Source organism: Vibrio sp. 1F263 (genome assembly GCF_041439035.1).
Classification (GTDB): domain Bacteria; phylum Pseudomonadota; class Gammaproteobacteria; order Enterobacterales; family Vibrionaceae; genus Vibrio; species Vibrio tasmaniensis_A.
The window spans coordinates 46950-67427 of the sequence record NZ_JBGONI010000003.1 but is presented as its reverse complement, the minus strand read 5'-3'; the positions used below and the strand labels follow the sequence as shown (position 1 = coordinate 67427).

The 20478-nt window shown below is 43.7% G+C and carries 18 protein-coding genes; 11 read left to right on the top strand and 7 right to left on the bottom strand.

Features of this window, described 5'->3' with window-relative positions; genetic code table 11:
- Positions 1-39 precede the first annotated feature (39 nt).
- Positions 40-588 carry a hypothetical protein gene (locus tag ACED25_RS02810; RefSeq protein ID WP_017096225.1) on the top strand — a complete coding sequence of 183 codons (549 nt, stop codon included), beginning with the start codon at positions 40-42 and terminating at the stop codon, positions 586-588.
- Between the two features lie 177 nt (positions 589-765).
- Complete coding sequence (locus ACED25_RS02805; protein WP_371694573.1) at positions 766-1125, top strand: hypothetical protein; 360 nt, start codon at positions 766-768, stop codon at positions 1123-1125.
- 142 nt (positions 1126-1267) lie between these two features.
- Here the strand turns inward: ACED25_RS02805 and ACED25_RS02800 are convergent, their stop codons facing one another.
- The gene (locus ACED25_RS02800) at positions 1268-2515 is read right to left on the bottom strand and encodes a hypothetical protein (protein WP_371694572.1); all 1248 of its coding nucleotides are present in this window, start codon (positions 2513-2515) and stop codon (positions 1268-1270) included.
- 209 nt (positions 2516-2724) lie between these two features.
- Positions 2725-3513, bottom strand: coding sequence for a helix-turn-helix transcriptional regulator (locus ACED25_RS02795; RefSeq protein ID WP_371694571.1), 789 nt, complete (start codon positions 3511-3513; stop codon positions 2725-2727).
- Between the two features lie 98 nt (positions 3514-3611).
- Between ACED25_RS02795 and ACED25_RS02790 the strand changes: the two genes are divergently transcribed.
- From ACED25_RS02790 to ACED25_RS02780, 3 genes are all read left to right on the top strand, one after another.
- Complete coding sequence (locus tag ACED25_RS02790) at positions 3612-4505, top strand: DMT family transporter (protein ID WP_371694570.1); 894 nt, start codon at positions 3612-3614, stop codon at positions 4503-4505.
- 892 nt (positions 4506-5397) lie between these two features.
- A complete protein-coding gene (locus ACED25_RS02785) occupies positions 5398-5901 on the top strand; it encodes an acyl-CoA thioesterase (RefSeq protein ID WP_012600206.1) in 504 nt (167 codons plus the stop codon).
- Between the two features lie 230 nt (positions 5902-6131).
- Positions 6132-6404, top strand: a complete 273-nt coding sequence (locus tag ACED25_RS02780) for a hypothetical protein (RefSeq protein ID WP_012600205.1) — start codon at positions 6132-6134, stop codon at positions 6402-6404.
- Positions 6405-6965: 561 nt separating this feature from the next.
- Here the strand turns inward: ACED25_RS02780 and malG are convergent.
- From malG to malE, 3 genes are all read right to left on the bottom strand, one after another.
- Positions 6966-7856 (bottom strand): maltose ABC transporter permease MalG, encoded by an 891-nt coding sequence (gene malG, locus ACED25_RS02775; protein WP_009845806.1) that lies wholly within the window; start codon positions 7854-7856, stop codon positions 6966-6968.
- A gap of 11 nt (positions 7857-7867) precedes the next feature.
- Positions 7868-9439, bottom strand: a complete 1572-nt coding sequence (gene malF / locus ACED25_RS02770) for a maltose ABC transporter permease MalF (RefSeq protein WP_017096229.1) — start codon at positions 9437-9439, stop codon at positions 7868-7870.
- A gap of 78 nt (positions 9440-9517) precedes the next feature.
- Complete coding sequence (malE, locus tag ACED25_RS02765; protein WP_017096230.1) at positions 9518-10702, bottom strand: maltose/maltodextrin ABC transporter substrate-binding protein MalE; 1185 nt, start codon at positions 10700-10702, stop codon at positions 9518-9520.
- Positions 10703-11367: 665 nt separating this feature from the next.
- Between malE and malK the strand changes: the two genes are divergently transcribed.
- Positions 11368-12480 carry a maltose/maltodextrin ABC transporter ATP-binding protein MalK gene (malK, locus tag ACED25_RS02760; protein ID WP_009845809.1) on the top strand — a complete coding sequence of 371 codons (1113 nt, stop codon included), beginning with the start codon at positions 11368-11370 and terminating at the stop codon, positions 12478-12480.
- A gap of 264 nt (positions 12481-12744) precedes the next feature.
- On the opposite strand, the gene ACED25_RS02755 is transcribed toward malK, so the two are convergent.
- Together ACED25_RS02755 and ACED25_RS02750 are read right to left on the bottom strand one after the other, a co-directional pair.
- Positions 12745-12945, bottom strand: coding sequence for a chromosome segregation ATPase (locus tag ACED25_RS02755; RefSeq protein ID WP_009845810.1), 201 nt, complete (start codon positions 12943-12945; stop codon positions 12745-12747).
- 318 nt (positions 12946-13263) lie between these two features.
- Positions 13264-15180: a methyl-accepting chemotaxis protein gene (locus tag ACED25_RS02750; protein WP_122046169.1), complete on the bottom strand. Its 1917-nt coding sequence runs from the start codon at positions 15178-15180 to the stop codon at positions 13264-13266.
- Between the two features lie 462 nt (positions 15181-15642).
- Here ACED25_RS02750 and ACED25_RS02745 point away from each other — a divergent pair, with 462 nt between their 5' ends.
- From ACED25_RS02745 to ACED25_RS02725, 5 genes are all read left to right on the top strand, one after another.
- The gene (locus tag ACED25_RS02745; RefSeq protein WP_012600202.1) at positions 15643-16599 is read left to right on the top strand and encodes a MoxR family ATPase; all 957 of its coding nucleotides are present in this window, start codon (positions 15643-15645) and stop codon (positions 16597-16599) included.
- Between the two features lie 10 nt (positions 16600-16609).
- Complete coding sequence (locus tag ACED25_RS02740) at positions 16610-17536, top strand: DUF58 domain-containing protein (protein ID WP_029223170.1); 927 nt, start codon at positions 16610-16612, stop codon at positions 17534-17536.
- Entirely contained in the window at positions 17533-18018 is a 486-nt protein-coding gene (locus tag ACED25_RS02735; RefSeq protein WP_017096233.1) for a DUF4381 domain-containing protein, read from the top strand. The genes ACED25_RS02740 and ACED25_RS02735 overlap by 4 nt, the downstream gene beginning before the upstream one ends.
- Positions 18011-19003 (top strand): VWA domain-containing protein, encoded by a 993-nt coding sequence (locus tag ACED25_RS02730; RefSeq protein ID WP_122046167.1) that lies wholly within the window; start codon positions 18011-18013, stop codon positions 19001-19003. The genes ACED25_RS02735 and ACED25_RS02730 overlap by 8 nt, the downstream gene beginning before the upstream one ends.
- Positions 18996-20478, top strand: a 1483-nt coding sequence (locus ACED25_RS02725; RefSeq protein WP_371694569.1) for a VWA domain-containing protein, incomplete at its 3' end; no start/stop codon positions are given. The genes ACED25_RS02730 and ACED25_RS02725, both read left to right, overlap by 8 nt.

Genomic DNA, 20478 nt, shown 5'->3' with positions numbered 1-20478 from the left:
CTTACAAGACAAATAACGATAAAACGGAGCTCACAACAAATGAAAGCATCACTTAAATTTATCACTCTTTTGATCTTAGTTATTTCAATTCTAGGATGTGAAGATAAAAACGACGTCTATGCTAACCCTCCTAGCCATCTATTAGAGCAACTAGAAGCATATTTCCCACTATCTATTAAGTATGTAAGAAAAAATGAACAAATAGCACTAACCCAAGGTATCCCTTTACTCCCTCAATACGTTGAAATTGCACATAAGATTGGCATCAAATATCCTGAAAAAATCCGCGTACATTATGCCGATTCAATTCCTTTACCTGAAAATGAATCGTTGCTATTTCAAATGCAACGTTTGGGGCTTGACTCTCCTTATTTTACGGGTTCAACATTTGGTTATGGTATTTGGATCGCTAACAAAGCAAAAGGTGACAAATTACTACTTTCTCATGAATTGATTCATGTAAAACAAGTCGAAGACTTGGGGCTTGAAGCATTTACTAAAAAATATTTATTGCAGCTAGCCATCTTTGGTTACGTTGAAGCACCGATAGAAATCGAAGCTTATGAAAATGCAGGTAAATACTTATAACCGTCTTCATTATTAAACTACTTATCAATCGATTCAACGGACTCCAATAGCACTTTGTAATGGTTAGCTTTTTTGGTTAGAGTACTCGCATATTTTTTTGCGTATATAACGTTTACGCATATAGCTTCGTCGTATAGTTTCAACAAATTGACAAGGCATTAGGTGATCGAGAGAATTATGAGTGACTACCAACTGACTGTGATTAGCCAAGTTTGGGTTTTATTAGCCTTCTACCCCATGGTTTCTTATCTCTACTACTTAAATTCCAGGTCGATTGCTCAATCTGCTCACGGCCTATTATCCTTAGTTGGATTTTTTTATGCTGTTGTTGCATGCGAATTTACTCAGTTTGACCCCCTGTATTATTGGTATTGGCCTATTGGTCTGTTTTTTGTCCTATCTTTGCTTTCAACAATCTACTCATTTAAAGCCTTTAAAGGGAATAAATTAGTGCATCTCATTCATGTGGTTACCATCCTCTCGAATGTACTGACCAGTTTTGTTTCGTTAATGGCGGTAGCCCATGATTGGATATAAGCGCAAACAAATCTTTAAGATTTCGAAGGTCTTGCCACGCGACTGCTTGCCAACCCACTAGTGATATGAAAAAGCCATCACGAGGATGGCAATTTACGATTAGAGATTATGGAGGCATACCTTCATAACGCTCGTCAAAACGCTATTTAGTCAAATCGGCTTTGATTTGATCAACTTGATTCGCCAAAGAAGTATCTTGGAAATATTCACTGTGTGTTTTTCCTAAGTACAACTTCTTATTTGCTACTCGTTGATCCAACTTGTCTTTAACAATAGTGCCTTGTGCCAACTTATTGTTTAACTCAAGCGCAATTGCGGAGCTGTCTGAGACTATACTTCCTTTTGTATCGTAGTAACGAACTTGGCTGATATTCGCATCAAATGGGTCACAGTAAGCAGCTCCCAAATCACCATTTTCAATAATGCTGCTGTATTGTGCTTCGCTGATAGGCGTCTCTTTGTTTAGTACGAACTGGCTCCCTCGTACACACCAATTAATTCTTGTTCCAACACCTGGGAAGTATGCCGAGATCAAGTTAACTGCATAGTATGGATCTGGGGCTGACTGGTTTAATTTTGCATATCTATCAATCACCTTACCGCCAACAACTTGGAACTCAACTTCGCCATTGTCATAAGACTCAAAGAAATAGCTATTTCTAAACATCTTGCTGAAATTGACGTTATCAACAAAGCGCCCACTGTCGGATGTGAAGCTTTTCAGTTGCTGCTTGTGTTGAATACTACCTGTTGTAATGTTCGTCACTAAACCAACCACTGTGTTTTTCGCAGCGTCACTTTGCCAAGCAGTATAGTTACTTATATCTTGTTGAGGTGTGTTTGTCGTAGCATCGGCATCTACACTGTACTTGTAACTAAGCTCGGTAATGTCTAGGCCTACTTTATTGACCTTGGCATATGACTTGTAACGACGCGCTTCACAATCTTGAAAATTTGCATCGTAGTAGAAATAACTGATCCAATCTTTAGCTTCGATAGCTTCGGTGGTGTGGGCAGAGTAATCGACAATTCCGTTTGCGCCATAAACACCATAAAAACCTTTGAGATCTTTTTGCTGCTTAGATGAAAGCTCTTCATTAAATTCATCGTCCCAACCAATACTATAAATATTAAATAGGTTTAGAGACTTGATACACTCTTTGAGATCAGTGCTACCTATAGCATTAGCTGAATACATGACAGGACTGCTATAAGAGTTTTTTGCAACGTCATCTTTTGGATCTGCAACACTTCCTGATGCCGGAGTCATAGACATTTGAGGAACTACGGTTTTAGTCTTTTTAGGTGGTGGCGCAGCGCTATCGCTACCACCACCGCATGCAGAAAGTGTTACAGCTAATACTGATATCGTTGGGATAATAAACTTCAAATTTTTCCTCGGCATTTTGAGCAAGTGATTATATAAATGATCACTCAAATACGATAAAAAAACTAAATGCTTATATAACCAAATTCAAACCATTGATGAAACCAACGTATACGCCCGCTATCAAGAAAAAATTAATCCTTTAATAACAAAAAGTTAAACATAAAAAAGGAAAGTAAGCGATTATTGACACGCTTGACAAAAGAAACCAATCACAACAAACGGTTCTTATACTGTTCTGGCGTCTGGTTCGCGTAACGTTTGAACATTGTGATAAATGGGCTGGCTTGGTTATAGCCCAATGTAAGGGCGACCTCTTTAACCGATTGGCCGTTTCTTAACAAGTCCATCGAGTACAGATAGCGGACACGTAATCGCCACTCTGTAAAGCTCATTCCAAGCTCCGTCTGGCAGTGGCGAGAAAGGGTTCTTTCCGTGGTGTGGACACGTTCAGCCCAATCTTTCAGTGTCACTTCATCGGTTGGGTTCTCTTCAACAGAAGCCAGTATAGGCGCGAGGTACTTATTGTCGGTCGAAGGTAAGAAGTGGTGTTCAACCTCACGTTGCGCAAGTTGGTCAAGCAGTACCTGGACAAGCCTTTGATCTTGTTGGCTTTCCGCAACATTGATTCCACGATCGCGAAAATCATCGATGATAGAAGACACAATCGGCGTGATCTTTATAAGGCTGGTTTTATCTGGCAGGTGTTGCGTGAGTTCTGGGGCGATATTTAGCGAGCAGTAGTCCAAAGGCTTACGGTTATAACTGCAATGCATCACCCCGGCCGGTACCCAAATCGCCAAGTGTGGTGGCGCTAGAAATCGAGTGCTTTCCGCTTCCATCTCTAATATACCGCCACTGATCAATTGAACCTGTCCCCATGAGTGGCTATGAACTCGGGTTTCAGTGTTCGAAAGAAACGCTTCAAAATTCATAAATACGTTGGATGGTGCCTTATCAATTGATAAGGATGGATGAAGGTTTCTGGAGTGTTTTTTCAAACTTGTCTTCCTATCGCGCCTGATGTCTTTCTAAAGATACTTGTAAGTATAACGACCTGTCAAACTGGCCGCATCAACTCATTCGCCACGGAATTCACATGCATTACCTCTTACCATTTTTTACAGTCTGTATCTGGGGCGCCAATGCAATCGTCAACAAGCTTGCTGCAAGCACCATAGAACCTAGCGCGATGAGTTTTTACCGCTGGTTTTTTGCAATGTTAATTCTCACGCCTTTCTGTATTCGCCCGGTGATGAAGCAGTGGGCTGTCATTAAGCCAAACCTATCGAAATTAGCGTTCCTCGGCTTTTTGGGCATGGTGTTGAACCAATCTCTAGGTTACTACGCCGGCTTAACCACAACCGCTTCCAACATGGCATTGATCACGTCTTTAGTCCCGTTGATCAGTGTATTTCTAAGCGTTCCTTTGTTGCACAAGTCGATTTCTAGTTTGAGTATTGTGGGTGGTGTGTTGTCACTGTCAGGCTTAGCTCTGATGTTAGGTAAAGGCGATCCGTTATTCTTCATGTATCAAGAATTGACTCAAGGCGATGGCTATATGCTGATTGCAGCCTTTGTTTATGCTTCTTACTGTGTGCTATTGAAACGCTGGAAAATGCCAATCAGTAGCTGGGTGGTGATTTACATTCAGGGTCTGTTTGCTGTCGCGATGCTTACGCCACTTTGGCTTACCAGCGAACAGCTTTTACCACCGCAACAAGCGCTCCCATTGATAGCTTACGCCGCGGTTGCCGCTTCAATTTTAGCACCTTGGATGTGGGTGAAAGCGATTGACACCATTGGTGCAGACTCAAGCGCGATGTTCATGAACTTGCTTCCTGTTGTTGCGATCGTATTAGCCGCGACATGGCTTGGCGAAGAAATTAACCAGTTCCACATCATTGGTGGTGTGATGGTGATTTCAGGTGTCATCCTTGCTCAAATCAAAAGAAAACCAAGGCTTGAGGCACCTCTCCCTCAACAAAGCTAACCCCGCTTAACCAGCGACAATGCCCCATTCCATTTTCCACTCAGTACCTGCCTCGTTAGCAGGTACTGTTGTTTATTGTCGATTTCTCGATTCATGCTCTCTGATTTTATTTTTCGTTCATGAAGCTTTTAAGTGCGCTTAATAATGGTGTTTACTATTGCAATATCTCAGCAACTTCCGTTTAATGCACTAAGTACGGTTTAATTATTCAAAGCGTTAGAATAACTCTCCAGAAAGCAGGTAACTGTTGCTCTAATCGCTCTCCTATGGTCACACGGCTCATGTAACCCAGGTCACTATGAGCCATTTGGAATAGTTATAGCAACGAAAGAACCGTCTAGTTACTTTGGTTTATACAAAAGTGAATACTTTAAAATTGATACCAATTTAGTTTTAACACCTTAACTCCCCGACAAATACAGATTATTACTGCAAAATGCATTAAAAGAATTTTCTAGCAATAATAAGAAAGGAAATATCTACGCGAAGGTTCTATACTTTCCGAACAGAAAGTGAGCTGATAAGAAAACAAATCTAACTATCGTTTTGGGATTAATTAAGATACCATCACTTTAACTAAACCAGATAAGCGACGGTTAGTTGGCTAACTCAAAAAGGTACCGACATGAGTACCACACGGCTTAGAAACACCTAGCATTCCGCTAGGTGTTTTTTTTCAATCGACCCTTCCGCCAACTTGCTCGATAAAGTACTCCTCTGTTGGAGAGTCACGTCCACCTCCTTTAAACATCAATAGTCATCAACTCGCCATCTGTTTGAAAAAATAGTCTTGTTCGTGAGATTATCCGCTTTAATTTATGTCATCTTAAGTATATTGTTATTAGCAAGTAACGAGCATGTTATTCAGAACAATAATAATGAAGGAAGATAGATGAGCAGTCACAATAGCCGACAAGATGGTAAACGAGACGTTACTCTGCGTTTTTTAGCTGAACCCGGGGATGTGAACTTTGGTGGTAAAGTTCATGGTGGTGCCGTAATGAAATGGGTCGATTTAGCGGCTTACGCTTGTTCTGCTGGATGGAGTGGTAAGTACTGTATTACCGCTTACGCTGGTGGTATTCGATTCGTTGCTCCAATCCATGTGGGTAACCTTGTTGAAGTAAGTGCGAAGGTCATTTATACAGGGTCATCTTCTATGCACATCGCTATCGATGTTCAAGCCAGCGACCCAAAAGAACTCAACAACCGCCTAACGACTCACTGTATCGTTATTATGGTCGCTGTTGATGAAAATGGTAACCCGACTAAAGTGCCAGAATGGGTACCAGAAACATCAGAAGACATCGAATTAAGAGATTCTGCTATTCGTCTAATGAACATGCGAAAACAGATCGGTGAAGAGATGGAAGCACACGTAAAGTATCTTAAATAGGCGCCACTAGCAGATCTACCCTACAAAACCTTATTACGATGCCAGGCAGTACTTGCTTGGCATTTTCAATTCCCTCTCTATACCCAAGTAAATCCGTTACACACCTAATGCTGACTATAAAGCGTGATACCCAGTCAAAAGTTAAAATGATCCGATACTTGTTCACGGATTTATTTTGACTGTAATAAAGTCGTCATTTTGCTCTGTTTAAATACCGCCAATCATAATGGATGTATTTAAATTTCTTGGAGCCACTTTTGAGCACAACATTTCCCACCCTTTGCGAATCTACACTGACGAACTTGAAGGCAGTTGAGTATCAATGGGTTAGAAGTTTGTACGTCGAAGGCTACGACACGAATGAAATTAACCACTATATCCAAGCTTGTTTTGGCGGTGATCAGACGTTTGCGGATCTGTTTCGTCGCGTAGCTCTTTATCAAGACAGCATCTATGTTTTACTTCAGCATTTAGGTTGCGCACCTTCTAGCAAAGAGTTCTAGTCTCACATCACCTCTTCCTTTTCTCCTTCCCTTTTTGAAATATTTACCACTAAATCAATAACTACCGAGAATACCCACCACAAAAAATTAACACAAGCCTGCCTTTATAGGCACTTTCTGTGTAATAGACCGATCCGTTGCATCCAAATTATTGAAGTATCACGCATGGAAATATTGCACATATATCAATAGAGCTGCGGCCCCTTATACTGAGTGTCTGATTTGTGAGACTCGTTGATGTCTTCAATTAGAGAGATGAAACCGGAAAAATCCAGGAGAGAGGTGCTTCAGTATTTAATGACTGAAAGAAACCAAAAAGACTGAGATAGAGATAGAGATAGAGATAAAAGTAGCAGGCATAAAAAAACCCAAGTAAGTACCTGGGTTAGAGTTACAAAAACCACTAATCATTAATAGCGTAAGGAACCTGATTAGTAGCCAGCTATGCGTAACCTGAGGGTTATTTTTATTACTGATCGGCGGCCAAACCAAATGATGTAATAAAAATGCCAATATAGAGCGACCTAACGGTCGCTCTTTTGTCTTTCTTATAAGGACAGCTTATCCTTTTACACCACCCGACGTCAAACCGCCAACTAACCAACGCTGAGCCAGTAAGAACACGATAGTAATCGGAAGTGCGGAAAGTACCGCTGCTGCCGCAAAGTCGCCCCATAAGTAGTTCTGAGGATATAGGTACTGCTGCATACCTACCGCTAGCGTGTAAGAGTTCACGTCCGATAATAGGATGGAAGCAACCGGTACTTCACCAACAACACCAATGAAAGATAAAATGAATACAACCGCTAGGATGGGTACTGACAGTGGCAATAGAACCAATCTGAACGCTTGCCAAGGTGTTGCGCCATCTAATGCTGCAGCTTCTTCCAAAGAGTTATCAATCGTCTCAAAGTAGCCCTTAATCGTCCAAACGTGCAATGCAATACCGCCCAAGTACGAGAAGATCAGACCGCCATGCGTGTTCAAGCCTAAGAATGGGATGTATTGCCCTAATTTGTCGAACAGTGCGTAGATAGCCACTAGAGCCAATACCGCAGGGAACATTTGAAAAATCATCATCGCTTTCAGGATAGTTTCTTTACCTTTAAAGCGCATACGAGCAAATGCGTAAGCCGATGTTGTCGACAGTGTCACAATAAGAATTGACGTAATACCCGCTACTTTTATCGAGTTCCACAGCCAAGTCAGTACTGGGAATGGAGGCGGAGTAACTGAGCCATCAGCATTCGTCACTGACATACCCAGAGCCAATTTCCAGTGTTCCAAAGATGGGTTATCTGGAATCAAGCTACCGGTTGCAAAGTTACCTTCGCGGAATGAGATAGCAATAATCATCAGTAGTGGGAAAATAATTAGCGCTAAGAAGCACCACAGCGCAATATGCGTTGCCCATACTCGGTATTTAAGGCTCTTACCTTGTACCATAGCCATTGTCGTGCTCCTTAATCTTGAGTCAATTTAGTGAAACGAAGGTTTAGTAACGCTAGGGCACCAACCAATAGGAAGATAAGCGTTGCGATTGCACTTGCTAGACCAAAGTCTTGACCGCCGCCGCCTTCGAATGCAATTCGGTACGTGTAGCTTACAAGCAAGTCTGTGTAACCCGCTGGCTCAGAAGTACCAATCATGTTCGGGCCACCGTTCGTCAATAGTTGAATCATTACAAAGTTATTGAAGTTAAAGGCAAACGCTGCAATCAATAGTGGTGTTAACGGTTTTATCATCAATGGAAAAGTGATTCGCTTGAAGTTATCAAGGAAGTTAGCACCATCGATTGCTGACGCTTCGTACAAATCTTCAGGAATCGCTTTTAGTAGACCCATACATAGAATCATCATGTAAGGGAAGCCTAGCCAAGTGTTAACAATCAACACCATGGATTTCGCTAAGATCGGGTCGGAGAACCAGTTTGGGCTTAAACCAAAGATACTCTCAAGCACCATGTTAATCTCACCAAAGCTCTGGTTGAATAGGCCCTTAAAGATAAGAATCGAGATAAATGCTGGTACGGCGTAAGGCAAAATTAGTAGAACACGATACACAGCACGGCCTTTCAGCTCTTCCCACTGCACAACGTTTGCCAGAACCAAACCAATTGCAAGTGTGAAGGCTACCGTACAAATGGAGAACACAACCGTCCAAATAAAGATGCTGATAAACGGTTCTTTGATGCCGTCATCTTTCCAAACACGTTCAAAGTTGGCTGTACCAATGTCTACAACAAATCCTGGAGAAATGGTGTTACCGATAAACTCACCTTTCTCGTCAACCGGTTGGTAGAAACCCACTTCCATGTTTGGTTTCAATATTTCACCAGATTCATTGTTGTATAACGTTTCCCCGTCATCTTGAAGAGTGTAAAGCGGTGCAACGGCAGCAAATTTACGTAAGCCGCTCATGCGGATGTCATCACCATTTGGCAGATGGAAATCGACACCACTGATCACAGAGCGATTTTGGATGATCGCTTTGATCTTCTCTTTTTCACCTTGTACAGAGTCAATTGCAGATAGGTCCATCTCTGTTGATGTCATGCCTTCCAGAGAAAATACATCAGTTGCTAACAGCTGGTCGCCATCTTTCACAACGATCTGGTGACCGTTATCTGTTTTGTACAAAGTGAATGGGTAGCTTTCACCGCTTTGGAATGAACGGTCTAAAAGAACGGTTTGAGTACGCTCTAGAGAGAGCTGGTTTTTTGCGCTGTAGTTAGTAAACGCAAGCCCTACGGTATATGCCAGTGGGAAAAGAATGAATAAGATCATTCCGGCAATACCGGGGTAAATATAACGGTGGGCGTAAGTTTTCTTACTACCAAAAATGTAAAGAGCCAAAGCCGTTAAAATCACAGTAAGCAGCGCAAATGCGAGCTCACCGCGAGAATACATTAAAATTGTAGCGTAGCCATTAATTAAGCCAACACTACCAAGCAACCCCCATTTGATGAAGACGCTTTTACTGCCTGGAAGGCTTGATGGTGCCGGGATCGCATCTGAACCTTGAACTGACTGCATAGAGGAACCTGCTAACGAGATATAAAAATAGAAAAGTAAGGAGAGGTTGCCCCCTCCTTAAAAGGTAGTGCTTGGTTGTTACTTAGTCATTCGAGCTTCAGCACCTTTTAGTGCTTGCTCTACTGATTGACGGCTATCAACTACGTTGCCAATAGCTTCTTCCATGCTGTACCAGAATGTTGTGAACTGAGGGATGTTAGGCATGATTTCGCCGTTCATCGCGTTATCCATTGTTGCTGCAATACGAGTGTCGCTGTCTAGTTGACGTTGGAAAGAGTTAAGAGCAACAGCGCCTAGTGGCTTGTCGTCGTTCAAGCTCTTCATACCTTCATCAGTTAGTAGGTAGTTTTCCATAAACTCAACGGCTAGATCACGGTTTGGAGAAGCGGTGCTGATACCACCAGCCCATACACCAACGAATGGCTTAGACGCTTTACCGTTGAACTTAGGCAATGTTGCTACGCCGTAATCTACGCCAGCTTTCTCGATGTTTGCCCAGCCCCAAGGACCGTTAATTGTCATTGCAACGTTACCTGCTACGAATTCAGACTCAGCAACTGAGTAATCCATATCCGCAGAAATAACTTTGTCTTTTACCATCTTCTCAATGAAACCTAGAGACTTCTGAACACCGTCAGTCGCTACGCCTGCATCTTTAATGTCGTAACCTTCCGCTGTTTGCTTGAACGCGTAACCGCCGTCAGCTGCAAGTAGAGGCCATGTAAAGTAAGCGCCACCACGTAGAGGCCACATGATTGCTTTCTTGCCATCTTTTTGAAGCTTAGCGTTTAGTGCAGGGATCTCTTCCCAAGACTTAGGTGGGTTAGGAACAAGTGCTTTGTTGTAGATAAGAGAAACTGACTCAACCGCGACTGGGTAAGCGATTGTTTTACCTTCGTAAGAAACAGCATCCCATGCGAAGTCTACGATACCTTCTTTAGTTTCCTTAGAAGGTTTGATATCAACAAGAAGACCTGCTTCAGCAAAACCACCAAAACGGTCGTGTGCGTAGAAAATCATGTCTGGGCCATCGCCAGCTGCTGCAACCTGAGAGAATTTCTCTTCTAGTTTGTCTGGGAAAGCGACGGTTACTTTAACACCAGTATCTTCTTCAAAGCGTTTACCTACTTCAGCCATTCCTTCATAAGCTTTGTCGCCACCAACCCAAATAGTTAGTTGACCTTCTTCGATAGCAGCGTTTGCACCAAAAGAACCCAGAGCAACGATTGTGCCTAGAGCTACAGCGCTTAGAGCGTTTTTCATGTCAATATCCTTTTTATATTTATACGTAGGGCGCATTCAATTAAGACGAGCCAGTTTTCGGAGGCTATGATCTGAGAAAATCAATGACAGCTCATCATCCTAGCCACTACGCCCTAGCTATTATGGCCTAATTTCGTGATCGTCATCCGGTAAGATTGGCGAGCGAAGTCACAAAGTAGATACTCATCGTGATCCACATCACCGTTATGCGGTGGATTTATTTGAACTGGATCGCCAGTTATAGATAACCCCCTTTATCTACTCCTCCCCTCCTACTCCCCCTAGTTAATTTTCTATTGGGAGGATGTACCATTACGCGAATTCACCGAAACTGCATTCATCCAAGAGTGGATAGTAAGAACCCTTTACCAGCGAATGTTATGCGTTGACGCATTCTTCATTTAGTTGGCTTCACTGCCCGCTGTTGTCTTTATTAAGCATCGAGCTAAATCTGTGATTGAATCACGGGGGAGATTTAGCTGGATGTGGGGGAAATAGGCACCAGTTTGGCTATGACGGGTGGGCTTGGTTAAAGAATTCAAGTCCCACCCACTTTTTTCTTACTCACTCAATACTTACCAATTCCTACAGTTACTGCTGACCCAAAAATTCCTTATAATGATAAGCAGTAAAACTTAAAATTTGATCGATCGAGGACAAGCTAGATGGCGAGTGTCACGTTAAAAAACGTTTATAAATCATATGGTGATGTACAGATTTCTAAGGACGTAACCTTAGACATCAACGAAGGTGAATTCGTAGTATTCGTTGGACCATCAGGTTGTGGTAAATCGACGCTATTACGCTGTATCGCAGGTCTAGAAGATATTACGTCTGGTGATTTGTACATTGGTGATCAACGCATGAACGATGTTGAGCCATCAAAACGTGGTGTAGGTATGGTATTCCAATCTTACGCGCTCTACCCTCACCTAAATCTCTACGACAACATGTCTTTTGGTCTTAAACTGGCAAACGCCGATAAAGCTGAAATTGACAAGCGTGTTGAACATGCTGCAGAAATCCTTCAGCTTGGTCACCTTCTTGAACGTCAACCTAAAGCATTGTCTGGTGGTCAACGTCAACGTGTTGCGATTGGTCGTACTTTGGTTTCTCAACCAAACGTATTCCTACTTGATGAGCCTCTATCTAACCTGGATGCAGCACTTCGTGTTCAAATGCGTTCACAAATCACCAAGCTACAGCGTCAACTGGGCTGTACCATGATTTATGTAACACACGACCAAGTTGAAGCGATGACAATGGCGGATAAAATCGTTGTGCTTGATGGTGGTTTTGTTTCTCAAGTGGGTAAACCTCTTGATCTTTACCACTATCCTCAAAACCGTTTCGTTGCTGGCTTTATTGGCTCACCAAAAATGAACTTTATGTCGGTTCACATCGAACAAGCTGAAGCTGAACGCGTATTGGTACAACTTTCAAACGGCATGACTTTCTGGATCCCAGTTGATGGCACGACTGTCAACGCTGGTGACCGTATGTCTCTAGGTGTTCGTCCTGAGCACTTATTGTCTGCTGAAACAGGTGATGCGACGATTGAAGCTGATGTGTTGATGGTCGAGAAGCTCGGTAACGAAACACAAGTTTACCTAAACCTCGACAGTGCCGATGCTGACGTTATCTATCGCCAGCCAGACACGTTGACGATTGAGTCTGGTGACAAGCTAGCGATTGGTATTCCTGCACACCGTTGTCACTTGTTCCATAGCGATGGTAGAGCATGTCGTCGCTTGTACAAAGAGTACGGCACCGACTAATCGGTTCGTCTTTTTAGGATATAACTTGCCCATATCGAATCCCTCTTACCTTGTAAGGGGGATTTCTCATTTTCTGACAACGAGTTTTACTTTCATTAAATAGATCGCGCTTTGTCTGTTGTCTGTTGTCTGTTGTCTGTTCAGTATAAAAACAAAAAAGGCCTAGCGAATGCTAGACCTTTATCTGTTGGAGCTAAAAGCCACCCTATCTATACGATAAAGATATAGGCTTGCTCAACTTTAATACCAATCGTAGTAAATAACTTAGTGAATTGGCGTATCACTTGTTTTATTGAACTGGCCAAAATGCTGTTCTAACACTTCAGGTGTCAGTTTGCCTTCCGCTTCTAGTCGCTTAAATTCAGCAACGATCGCTTTTTGCTCTTCAAGTGATGGAAGTTTCACTTCAGGCTCATCGCCCATCTCTTGAGTCATCTGCTCTAGTTCTTTTTCAAAATCGCTCATGATACTTACCTAAATATTAAACCTAGCGAGATTTTACTCATTTACGCTCTATGATGCTAGGGCGATTAGGTGCAAAGCCCGAAACCAGATCAAGTGAACATCAGCTTAAATGCAGAACTGCGGTCTGAATGGCGACGTTCAACGTAAAAAGCTATACCAAACGTAAAAAGCAGTATCAGACGTAAAAGCCACACCAAACATAAAAAGCAGTATCAGACGTAAAAGCCATATCAACGAACAAACATGTTAGACGTAAAAAAGCCGGATTCACATGAAGTGAATCCGGCTCCAATTATAGTTCTGTATGTTTATTGGCTGTTAAAGCTTAAACGAGCCAACCATCTTATCTAGACGAGAAGAAAGCTGTTGAAGTTCTTGGCTCGCTTCAGCAAGCTGCTCTGCGGTTCCAGTCGTCACTTCGTTGATCGCGTTGATCTCTTCAATGTTCTGGTTGATGGTGTGAACTACAGTTGATTGCTCTTCCGTTGCCGTTGCCACTTGAGTATTACGGTCAGTGATATCAACGATACGGTCTGAAATACCACCCAGTACGTCCACCGCTTCATCCGACGCCGATACGCCTTCAAGTGTAATCACTTTGCCTGCACTCATCGCCGTTACGGCATCTTTAGCATCACTTTGCAGTTGGTTGATCATCTTCTGAATCTCTTCCGTAGAATCTGCGGTACGGCTTGCTAGGTTACGAACCTCATCCGCTACCACGGCAAAACCACGACCTTGTTCACCCGCACGCGCAGCTTCAATAGCAGCGTTCAGAGCTAGTAGGTTGGTTTGTTCAGAGATGTCACGAATTACACCCAAAATAGAGCCAATGTCTTGAGTCGTTGAAGCTAACTGCTCTACCACTTGACCTGTACTTTCGATGTCTTGCGCTAAACGGCTGATCGCGTCTTTTGCTTTGTTTACCACAGATCGGCCTACTTCAGTATTGCCTGAAGCCTGTGTTGCCGTTTCCGCAGCCGTTGCCGCATTCGATGCAATCTCGCTGATTGTCATGCCCATCTGGTTAATGGCTGCAACTACCTGAAGAGTTTGATCTCGTTGTTCTTGGCTATTGTCGTGGGTGATGTGTGCTTTATTAGAAACACTCTCAGCGGCGACTTGAAGTGCTTGGCTTGTAGAAAACACCTCTTTCATCGACTCGTGAATCTTTTCGATGAATCCATTAAAGCCCTTAGAAAGCTGTGCAATTTCATCGTTGCCTTTCACTTCGATACGCTGAGCAAGGTCACCGTCACCTTCGCCAAGGTCACCGAATCGCTTAGCCAAAAGTTTAATCGGTTGAGTAATACTGTTTGCTAGCACTACGCCCATCAGAATAAAGATTAACGCTACAACAGCGGTCATGATCAGCATCTGTTTAGCCGTTGCATCAAGCTCAGCAAAAACTTCGCTCGTCGGAACTTCACCAACAACGAACCAATCCATTGACGGCACATACAAACTCGCGACAAACAACTCTTGTCCTTTATGTTCCGTTGTAATCAGGTTAAATCCTGACTTGCTTAACAACTGACTAGATTGAGGACCGTAAAGTTGTTGAAGTGATGAATCACTAAGCGAACGTTCGCGATGAATTTGAACATCACCTTGGCTATTCGTTAAGAAAACAAAACCGGTATCTTCGATCTTAAAACCATTGAGTAGACTTACCATGTCACCCATCGATTTCGATAAGCCAGACATCGCTAAACCAGAAGGTTGTTGGTAGTTAGCGAACATTTTCACTTCACCTGTCGCTTCTTGGAACATACTGACCATTGTCTGCTGGCCAGATTGCGTAAAGCCAAAGAACCAACCATCTTGCTGTTGATTGAGTTGACGCAAGAAGCCATCTTGGTTCCAGTAGTAGGCCGTTTGACGGTTTGCTACCGAGGCATCATTTAGCTGGTATTGGTTACGAACATTGTTCAATTGCTTTACTAGCTTGTTCTCTAAGACGGCATCACGATCGGTCGATTCGATAGCGTCAGAAATGAATTCATTCGAAGCAATTTGTTCTGCAGCTAACAATAGCTGAGAGACTTCACGGTCAATTTCACCATTAATTCGCTCTAACATTCCCGGAAGCTCAATATCGACTAATCGATGACTCAAAACATCTCTTGCTTGCTTTTGTGCCATCGCACCGACAATCACCGTTGATGCAAGAACTGCGAAGGTAATTCCAAGTACAACTTTTTGTTTAATACTCAGAGAGTTAGTTTTCAACATATTTGGACCTTTAAAAAGAATCGCTCGTTATTTATATATCCTGAACAGGATTTTTTTGGTGCACTTAAACCAGTAGTGCACTCTCTCCACCATATATCGGCTAAACCCCATCAAACTAGAGAGGTATTTCGCAAAAATTTGTAAGCATGGTGAAACAAAGCAATCATTCTTCTATAGAAAAAACTATCAGCAAGACTAATGCAGTGAAACGTAACCATTCATTTTAATTATCTGGATAATAAGGTTCCACGAAGCTCACTTAACGACAGACCTCTGAAGCTTTGATATATAAAAAACAATTGATATGGTACAAACCATGGCTCAGTGGTTTTTTCTCGTTAACCGCTTGTAAATAATTCCAATTTTGAAAAAATAAATTCCACAAACGTACTGGAACTTTTTCCTAGTAATCAGTGACCAATACTCAAAATAAAAATCAAATGGATACCCAGAGAGTCCAAAATGCACAAAACAAATTTCGAAGTCCTTCAAAACTATTTAGAGTCTCAAATCATTGGTCAAAAAGAGCTTGTTAAGCAGCTGATGATAGCCCTTTTGGCCGATGGTCATATCCTCGTTGAAGGGCCTCCCGGGCTAGCAAAAACTCGCGCAGTAAAATCATTGGCTGACTGTGTCGAGGGAGACTTCCACCGCATTCAATTCACGCCAGATTTGTTACCTGCTGATTTAACGGGTACCGATATATTTCGTCCAGAAACGGGAGAATTCACCTTCCAATCGGGCCCGATTTTCAACTCGCTTATTCTGGCGGATGAGATCAACCGTGCTCCGGCGAAAGTGCAAGCCGCAATGCTAGAAGCGATGGCTGAGAAGCAGGTGACGGCGGGACGAAAAACCTATGCCTTACCCGATTTGTTTTTGGTAATGGCAACGCAAAACCCAATTGAGCAAGAAGGCACTTACCCGCTACCAGAAGCTCAATTAGACCGTTTCTTGCTGCATTTAGAAGTGGCTTATCCAGACATGGAAAGTGAGCTGGAGATTTTGCGCCTAAACAGAGGCGAAGCTCAAGGCAATCAACCAGTTCAACCAGAGCCTATTTCTCAACAAACTATCTTCGAAGCTCGCCAAGAAGTGCTCAACATTCACATGGCAGACACCATTGAGCAGTACATCATCAGATTGGTAATGGCGACGCGCCAACCTAAGCAATACAGCGACCAGCTTGATCAATGGTTAGACATGGGTGTTAGCCCGCGTGCAACCATCGCGTTAGACCGTTGTGCCCGCGCTCACGCTTGGCTTGCAGGACGAGATTACGTCACTCCACAAGATGTTCAAGCGATGGCATTCCCTGTACTGCGTCACCGCCTGCTTCGTAGCTACCACGCACAAGCCGAAGGGGTCACTGCAAACCAAGTGATCGCACACCTTCTCTCGTTGGTTGGTAGCGCATAGGGATACGCGCATGAAGAATCAATTACCCAACCATAGTGACGGCGTCACGTTAAACCTGGACGAACTGCTGCAATACAAAGCGCAGTCTGTTCGCTGGTTGCCTCCAGCCAAGAGCCTGTGGTCGCAACTTAACGGCCAGCACGAAAGCAATCGTAAAGGTCGCGGGATGAATTTCTCTGAGGTTCGTCAATATCAGGCGGGCGACGATATCCGCAGCATTGATTGGCGCGTCACGGCGAGAACAGGCAAGGCGCACACCAAACTGTTTTCTGAAGAAAGAGAACAGCCTGTGATTTTGTTCTTAGATCTGTCGAGCAGTATGATTTTCGGCTCAACCTTGTTGCTTAAATCGGTTCAACTCGCACACTTTGCCAGCCAACTTTGCTGGTTAACCGTCGCTCAAAAAGACCGTATTGGTGCAGTGATCGATACTGGCCAAGAGATCATTGAGATTAAACCCAGTGCTAGCAACCACGCTCCGCTGCGTATTTTACAAAAAGTCATAGAAATCAATAACGCAGCGCTGACTAACCCAAACAATCACAGCAACACAACCTTAGAGCATGGGCTGAAGTCTCTTCATCAGCTTTGCCCGAAAGGCAGCGATATCATTATGCTCAGTGATTTTGTTCGTTATAGCGAAAGTAATTACTCACTTATCAATCAAATACGTCGACATAATCGGGTTCGCTTGGTGCATTTTTACGATCCATTAGAGCAAGGTGTCACTGCTTTCAAAGGTTCAAAACAGATCACCGACGGCAATAAAACGCAATGGTTTAACTTTTCATCAAGCAAGGAAAAGGAAAAGCTCAGTCACGCATTTGATCAGAAGCAACAACAGCTTATGCAAATGAGCCTTTCTTTGGCGATCCCATACAGTTCATTGTCTTGTGCGCAATCGTTAATGAGCCAAGTATCAGGAGTTCAGTCATGAATCAACCTCTCGACTTGAGCCCTATTATTACGCCAAGCGCACCGTCATGGTGGCCTTTGGCATGGGGTTGGTGGTTAATCATTATCACGGCCATTGTTCTGATCGCCTTAGTATTTTTCATTGTAAACAAAAGACAAAAGAACCAATACGCGAAGAACGAAGCACTTGCTTGCTTTCGTGATAGTCAGCCTTCAAATACCTTGTCTCCGAGTGCAGCTCAAGACATCGTTCGTCAGGCAGCACTAAGCTATTTCCCACGCGAAAAAGTGGCAGGCTTATCTGGTGATGATTGGTTGACGTTCTTAGATGCGCAATTGGCAAAACCTTTGTTCGCCGCAAAACAATCGCAATGGCAACAAGCGCTCTACCAAGATGCAACCTTAATGACCGACGAACAGAAAAAGGCTCAACAGCAATTGGTTAACGACTGCGAAATCTGGCTTCGTAAAGCCCTTCCTCCAAAGCGAGGTCGTTATGACTGATCTTTTAAACACGAGCTTACTAAATATCGAGTTTGTTTGGTGGTGGATGTTTTTCCTAGCGCCATTGCCAATCCTTGTTTACTTGCTCTCGCCTAAGGCGGAATCGAACAACGCCCTAAGGCTTCCGTTTTTGCCCGAGGACAGCAATACCAAAACGCCGAGCAGTCGCTTACCCAAGGCGTTGTCGGTCATCATCTGGCTTTTATTGGTAACGGCCATGGCACGTCCAGTTTGGTACGGTGAACCGGTTGAGTTTCAGCCAAAACACCGAGACTTGATGTTGGTTGTCGACCTCTCCGGCTCGATGAGCCAAGAAGACATGCAGTTCAATGGCGAATACATCGATCGCTTATCTGCGGTGAAACATGTATTGAGTGACTTTATTGAGCGACGAAAAGGCGACCGAGTCGGATTGGTGCTATTTGCTGATCACGCCTACTTGCAGACGCCACTGACGTTAGATAGAGACACGCTTTCACAACAACTCAATCAGGCAGTGCTAAAGCTTATCGGTACTCAAACTGCGATCGGTGATGGTATCGGCCTTGCCACCAAAACCTTCGTCGACAGCGATGCCCCTCAGCGTGTAATGATTCTACTCAGTGACGGCAGCAATACCGCGGGCGTATTAGATCCACTTGAAGCGGCGGATATTGCAAAGAAATACAACGCCACAATTTACACCGTGGGTGTCGGTGCGGGTGAAATGATGGTCAAAGAGTTCTTCATGACTCGTAAGGTCAATACTGCTCAAGACTTGGATGAGCGTACTCTAATGGAAATCGCTAAACGCACTGGCGGTCAATACTTCCGTGCGCGAGACAGCAAAGAGCTTGCAACGATTTACGACACCATCAACCAATTAGAACCCGTGACGAACGCTACTAAGATCTGGCGACCACAACAAGAGTGGTTTGTCTGGCCTCTGTCGGCGGCCATGTTCTTCGCATTTATGCTGTTAGCCATTAGGAGAAACAATGTCTAACTTTACTTTTATCTACCCATATTGGTTCTTGGCTCTTGCCGTGCTGCCCGCTATTTGGTGGCTTAGCAAGAGACAATCCAAGCAAGGGTTATTGGCGTCACACATCGCCCGTTATTTGGCTCCTGAATCGAACAAACCCTCGAAAAACCGCAGCACTTATTTCGGCGTTTGGTGGTTGGTCGGTGTCATCGCATTGGCCGGTCCAAGCTTTGAAAAAAATGAACAACCAAGCTTTGAAAAAACACAAGCTCGAGTTGTGCTCATTGATATGTCGATGTCGATGTATGCCACTGACATTAAACCAAACCGTTTAACACAGGCGCGATACAAGGCTTTGGATCTACTATCACTCTGGAAAGAAGGCCTAACGGGAATGGTGGCATACGCCGGAGATGCTTACACCATCAGTCCGCTAACGTCTGACATCAACACCATCAAGAACCTCGTACCCAACCTATCACCAGATATCATGCCCTTCCAAGGCGGCAATGCAGCATCGGCAGTTAAGCTTGCGATTGAGATGATGACTCGTGCTCATATCTATAAAGGCGATCTGGTACTGATTGCTGATGATATTGATGGTCAAGAGAAGAAAGATATCGACTCGCTACTCTCTGGTAGTCATTGGACGTTATCAGTCTTGGCTGTAGGTACGGAAAGCGGCGCGCCGATCTCGTTACCTACAGGTTCGATGTTACAGACCGACTCAGGACAAACCGTGGTTGCGAAAACCAACGTAGACAATATGCGCGACCTGACTCGTCGCTCTGGCGGCACATTCACTGAATTGCAATTGGATAACTCAGACGTTGAACACATCGCAAGTTACCTCGACCGAGTTGCGACAACATCAGAAGTGACTAAAACCAATAACTCACTCAACACCAGAGTGAACAACGGTTTCTGGTTATTGCCGTTTCTGTTACTTCCTGCACTTGGGCTATTTCGAAAAGGGGTCATTTGGTGTGGCCTAGCTGTACTTGTCTCGTTCAGCCAACCGAATACTGCGTTTGCAAATCCTTGGAAAACCGATGACCAAGTGGGTTATCAGTTGTATCAAGATGAGGACTTTCAACAAGCCGCAGAACAATTCGAACAGCAAGAATGGAAAGGCATTGCGCAATACAAAGCCGGTGATTTCGAAGCGGCCGAACAGACGCTACAAGGTCTTTCTGGCGAAGATGCTCGTTACAACCTCGCCAATGCACAAGCAAAGCAAGGTAAATACGACCAAGCGATAAAAGAGTATCAACGCATTCTCGAAAGTAACCCTGAACATACTTACGCGAAGAAGAACCTAGAGATTGTCGAACAGGCTCAGAAGCAACAGCAACAGCAACAGCAACAGCAACAGCAACAGCAACAGCAACAGCAACACGATTCTGAGTCCAAAGACCAAAACGAACAAGACCAGCAAGGTCAGCAAGGTCAGCAAGGTCAGCAAGGTCAGCAAGGTCAGCAAGGTCAGCAAGGTC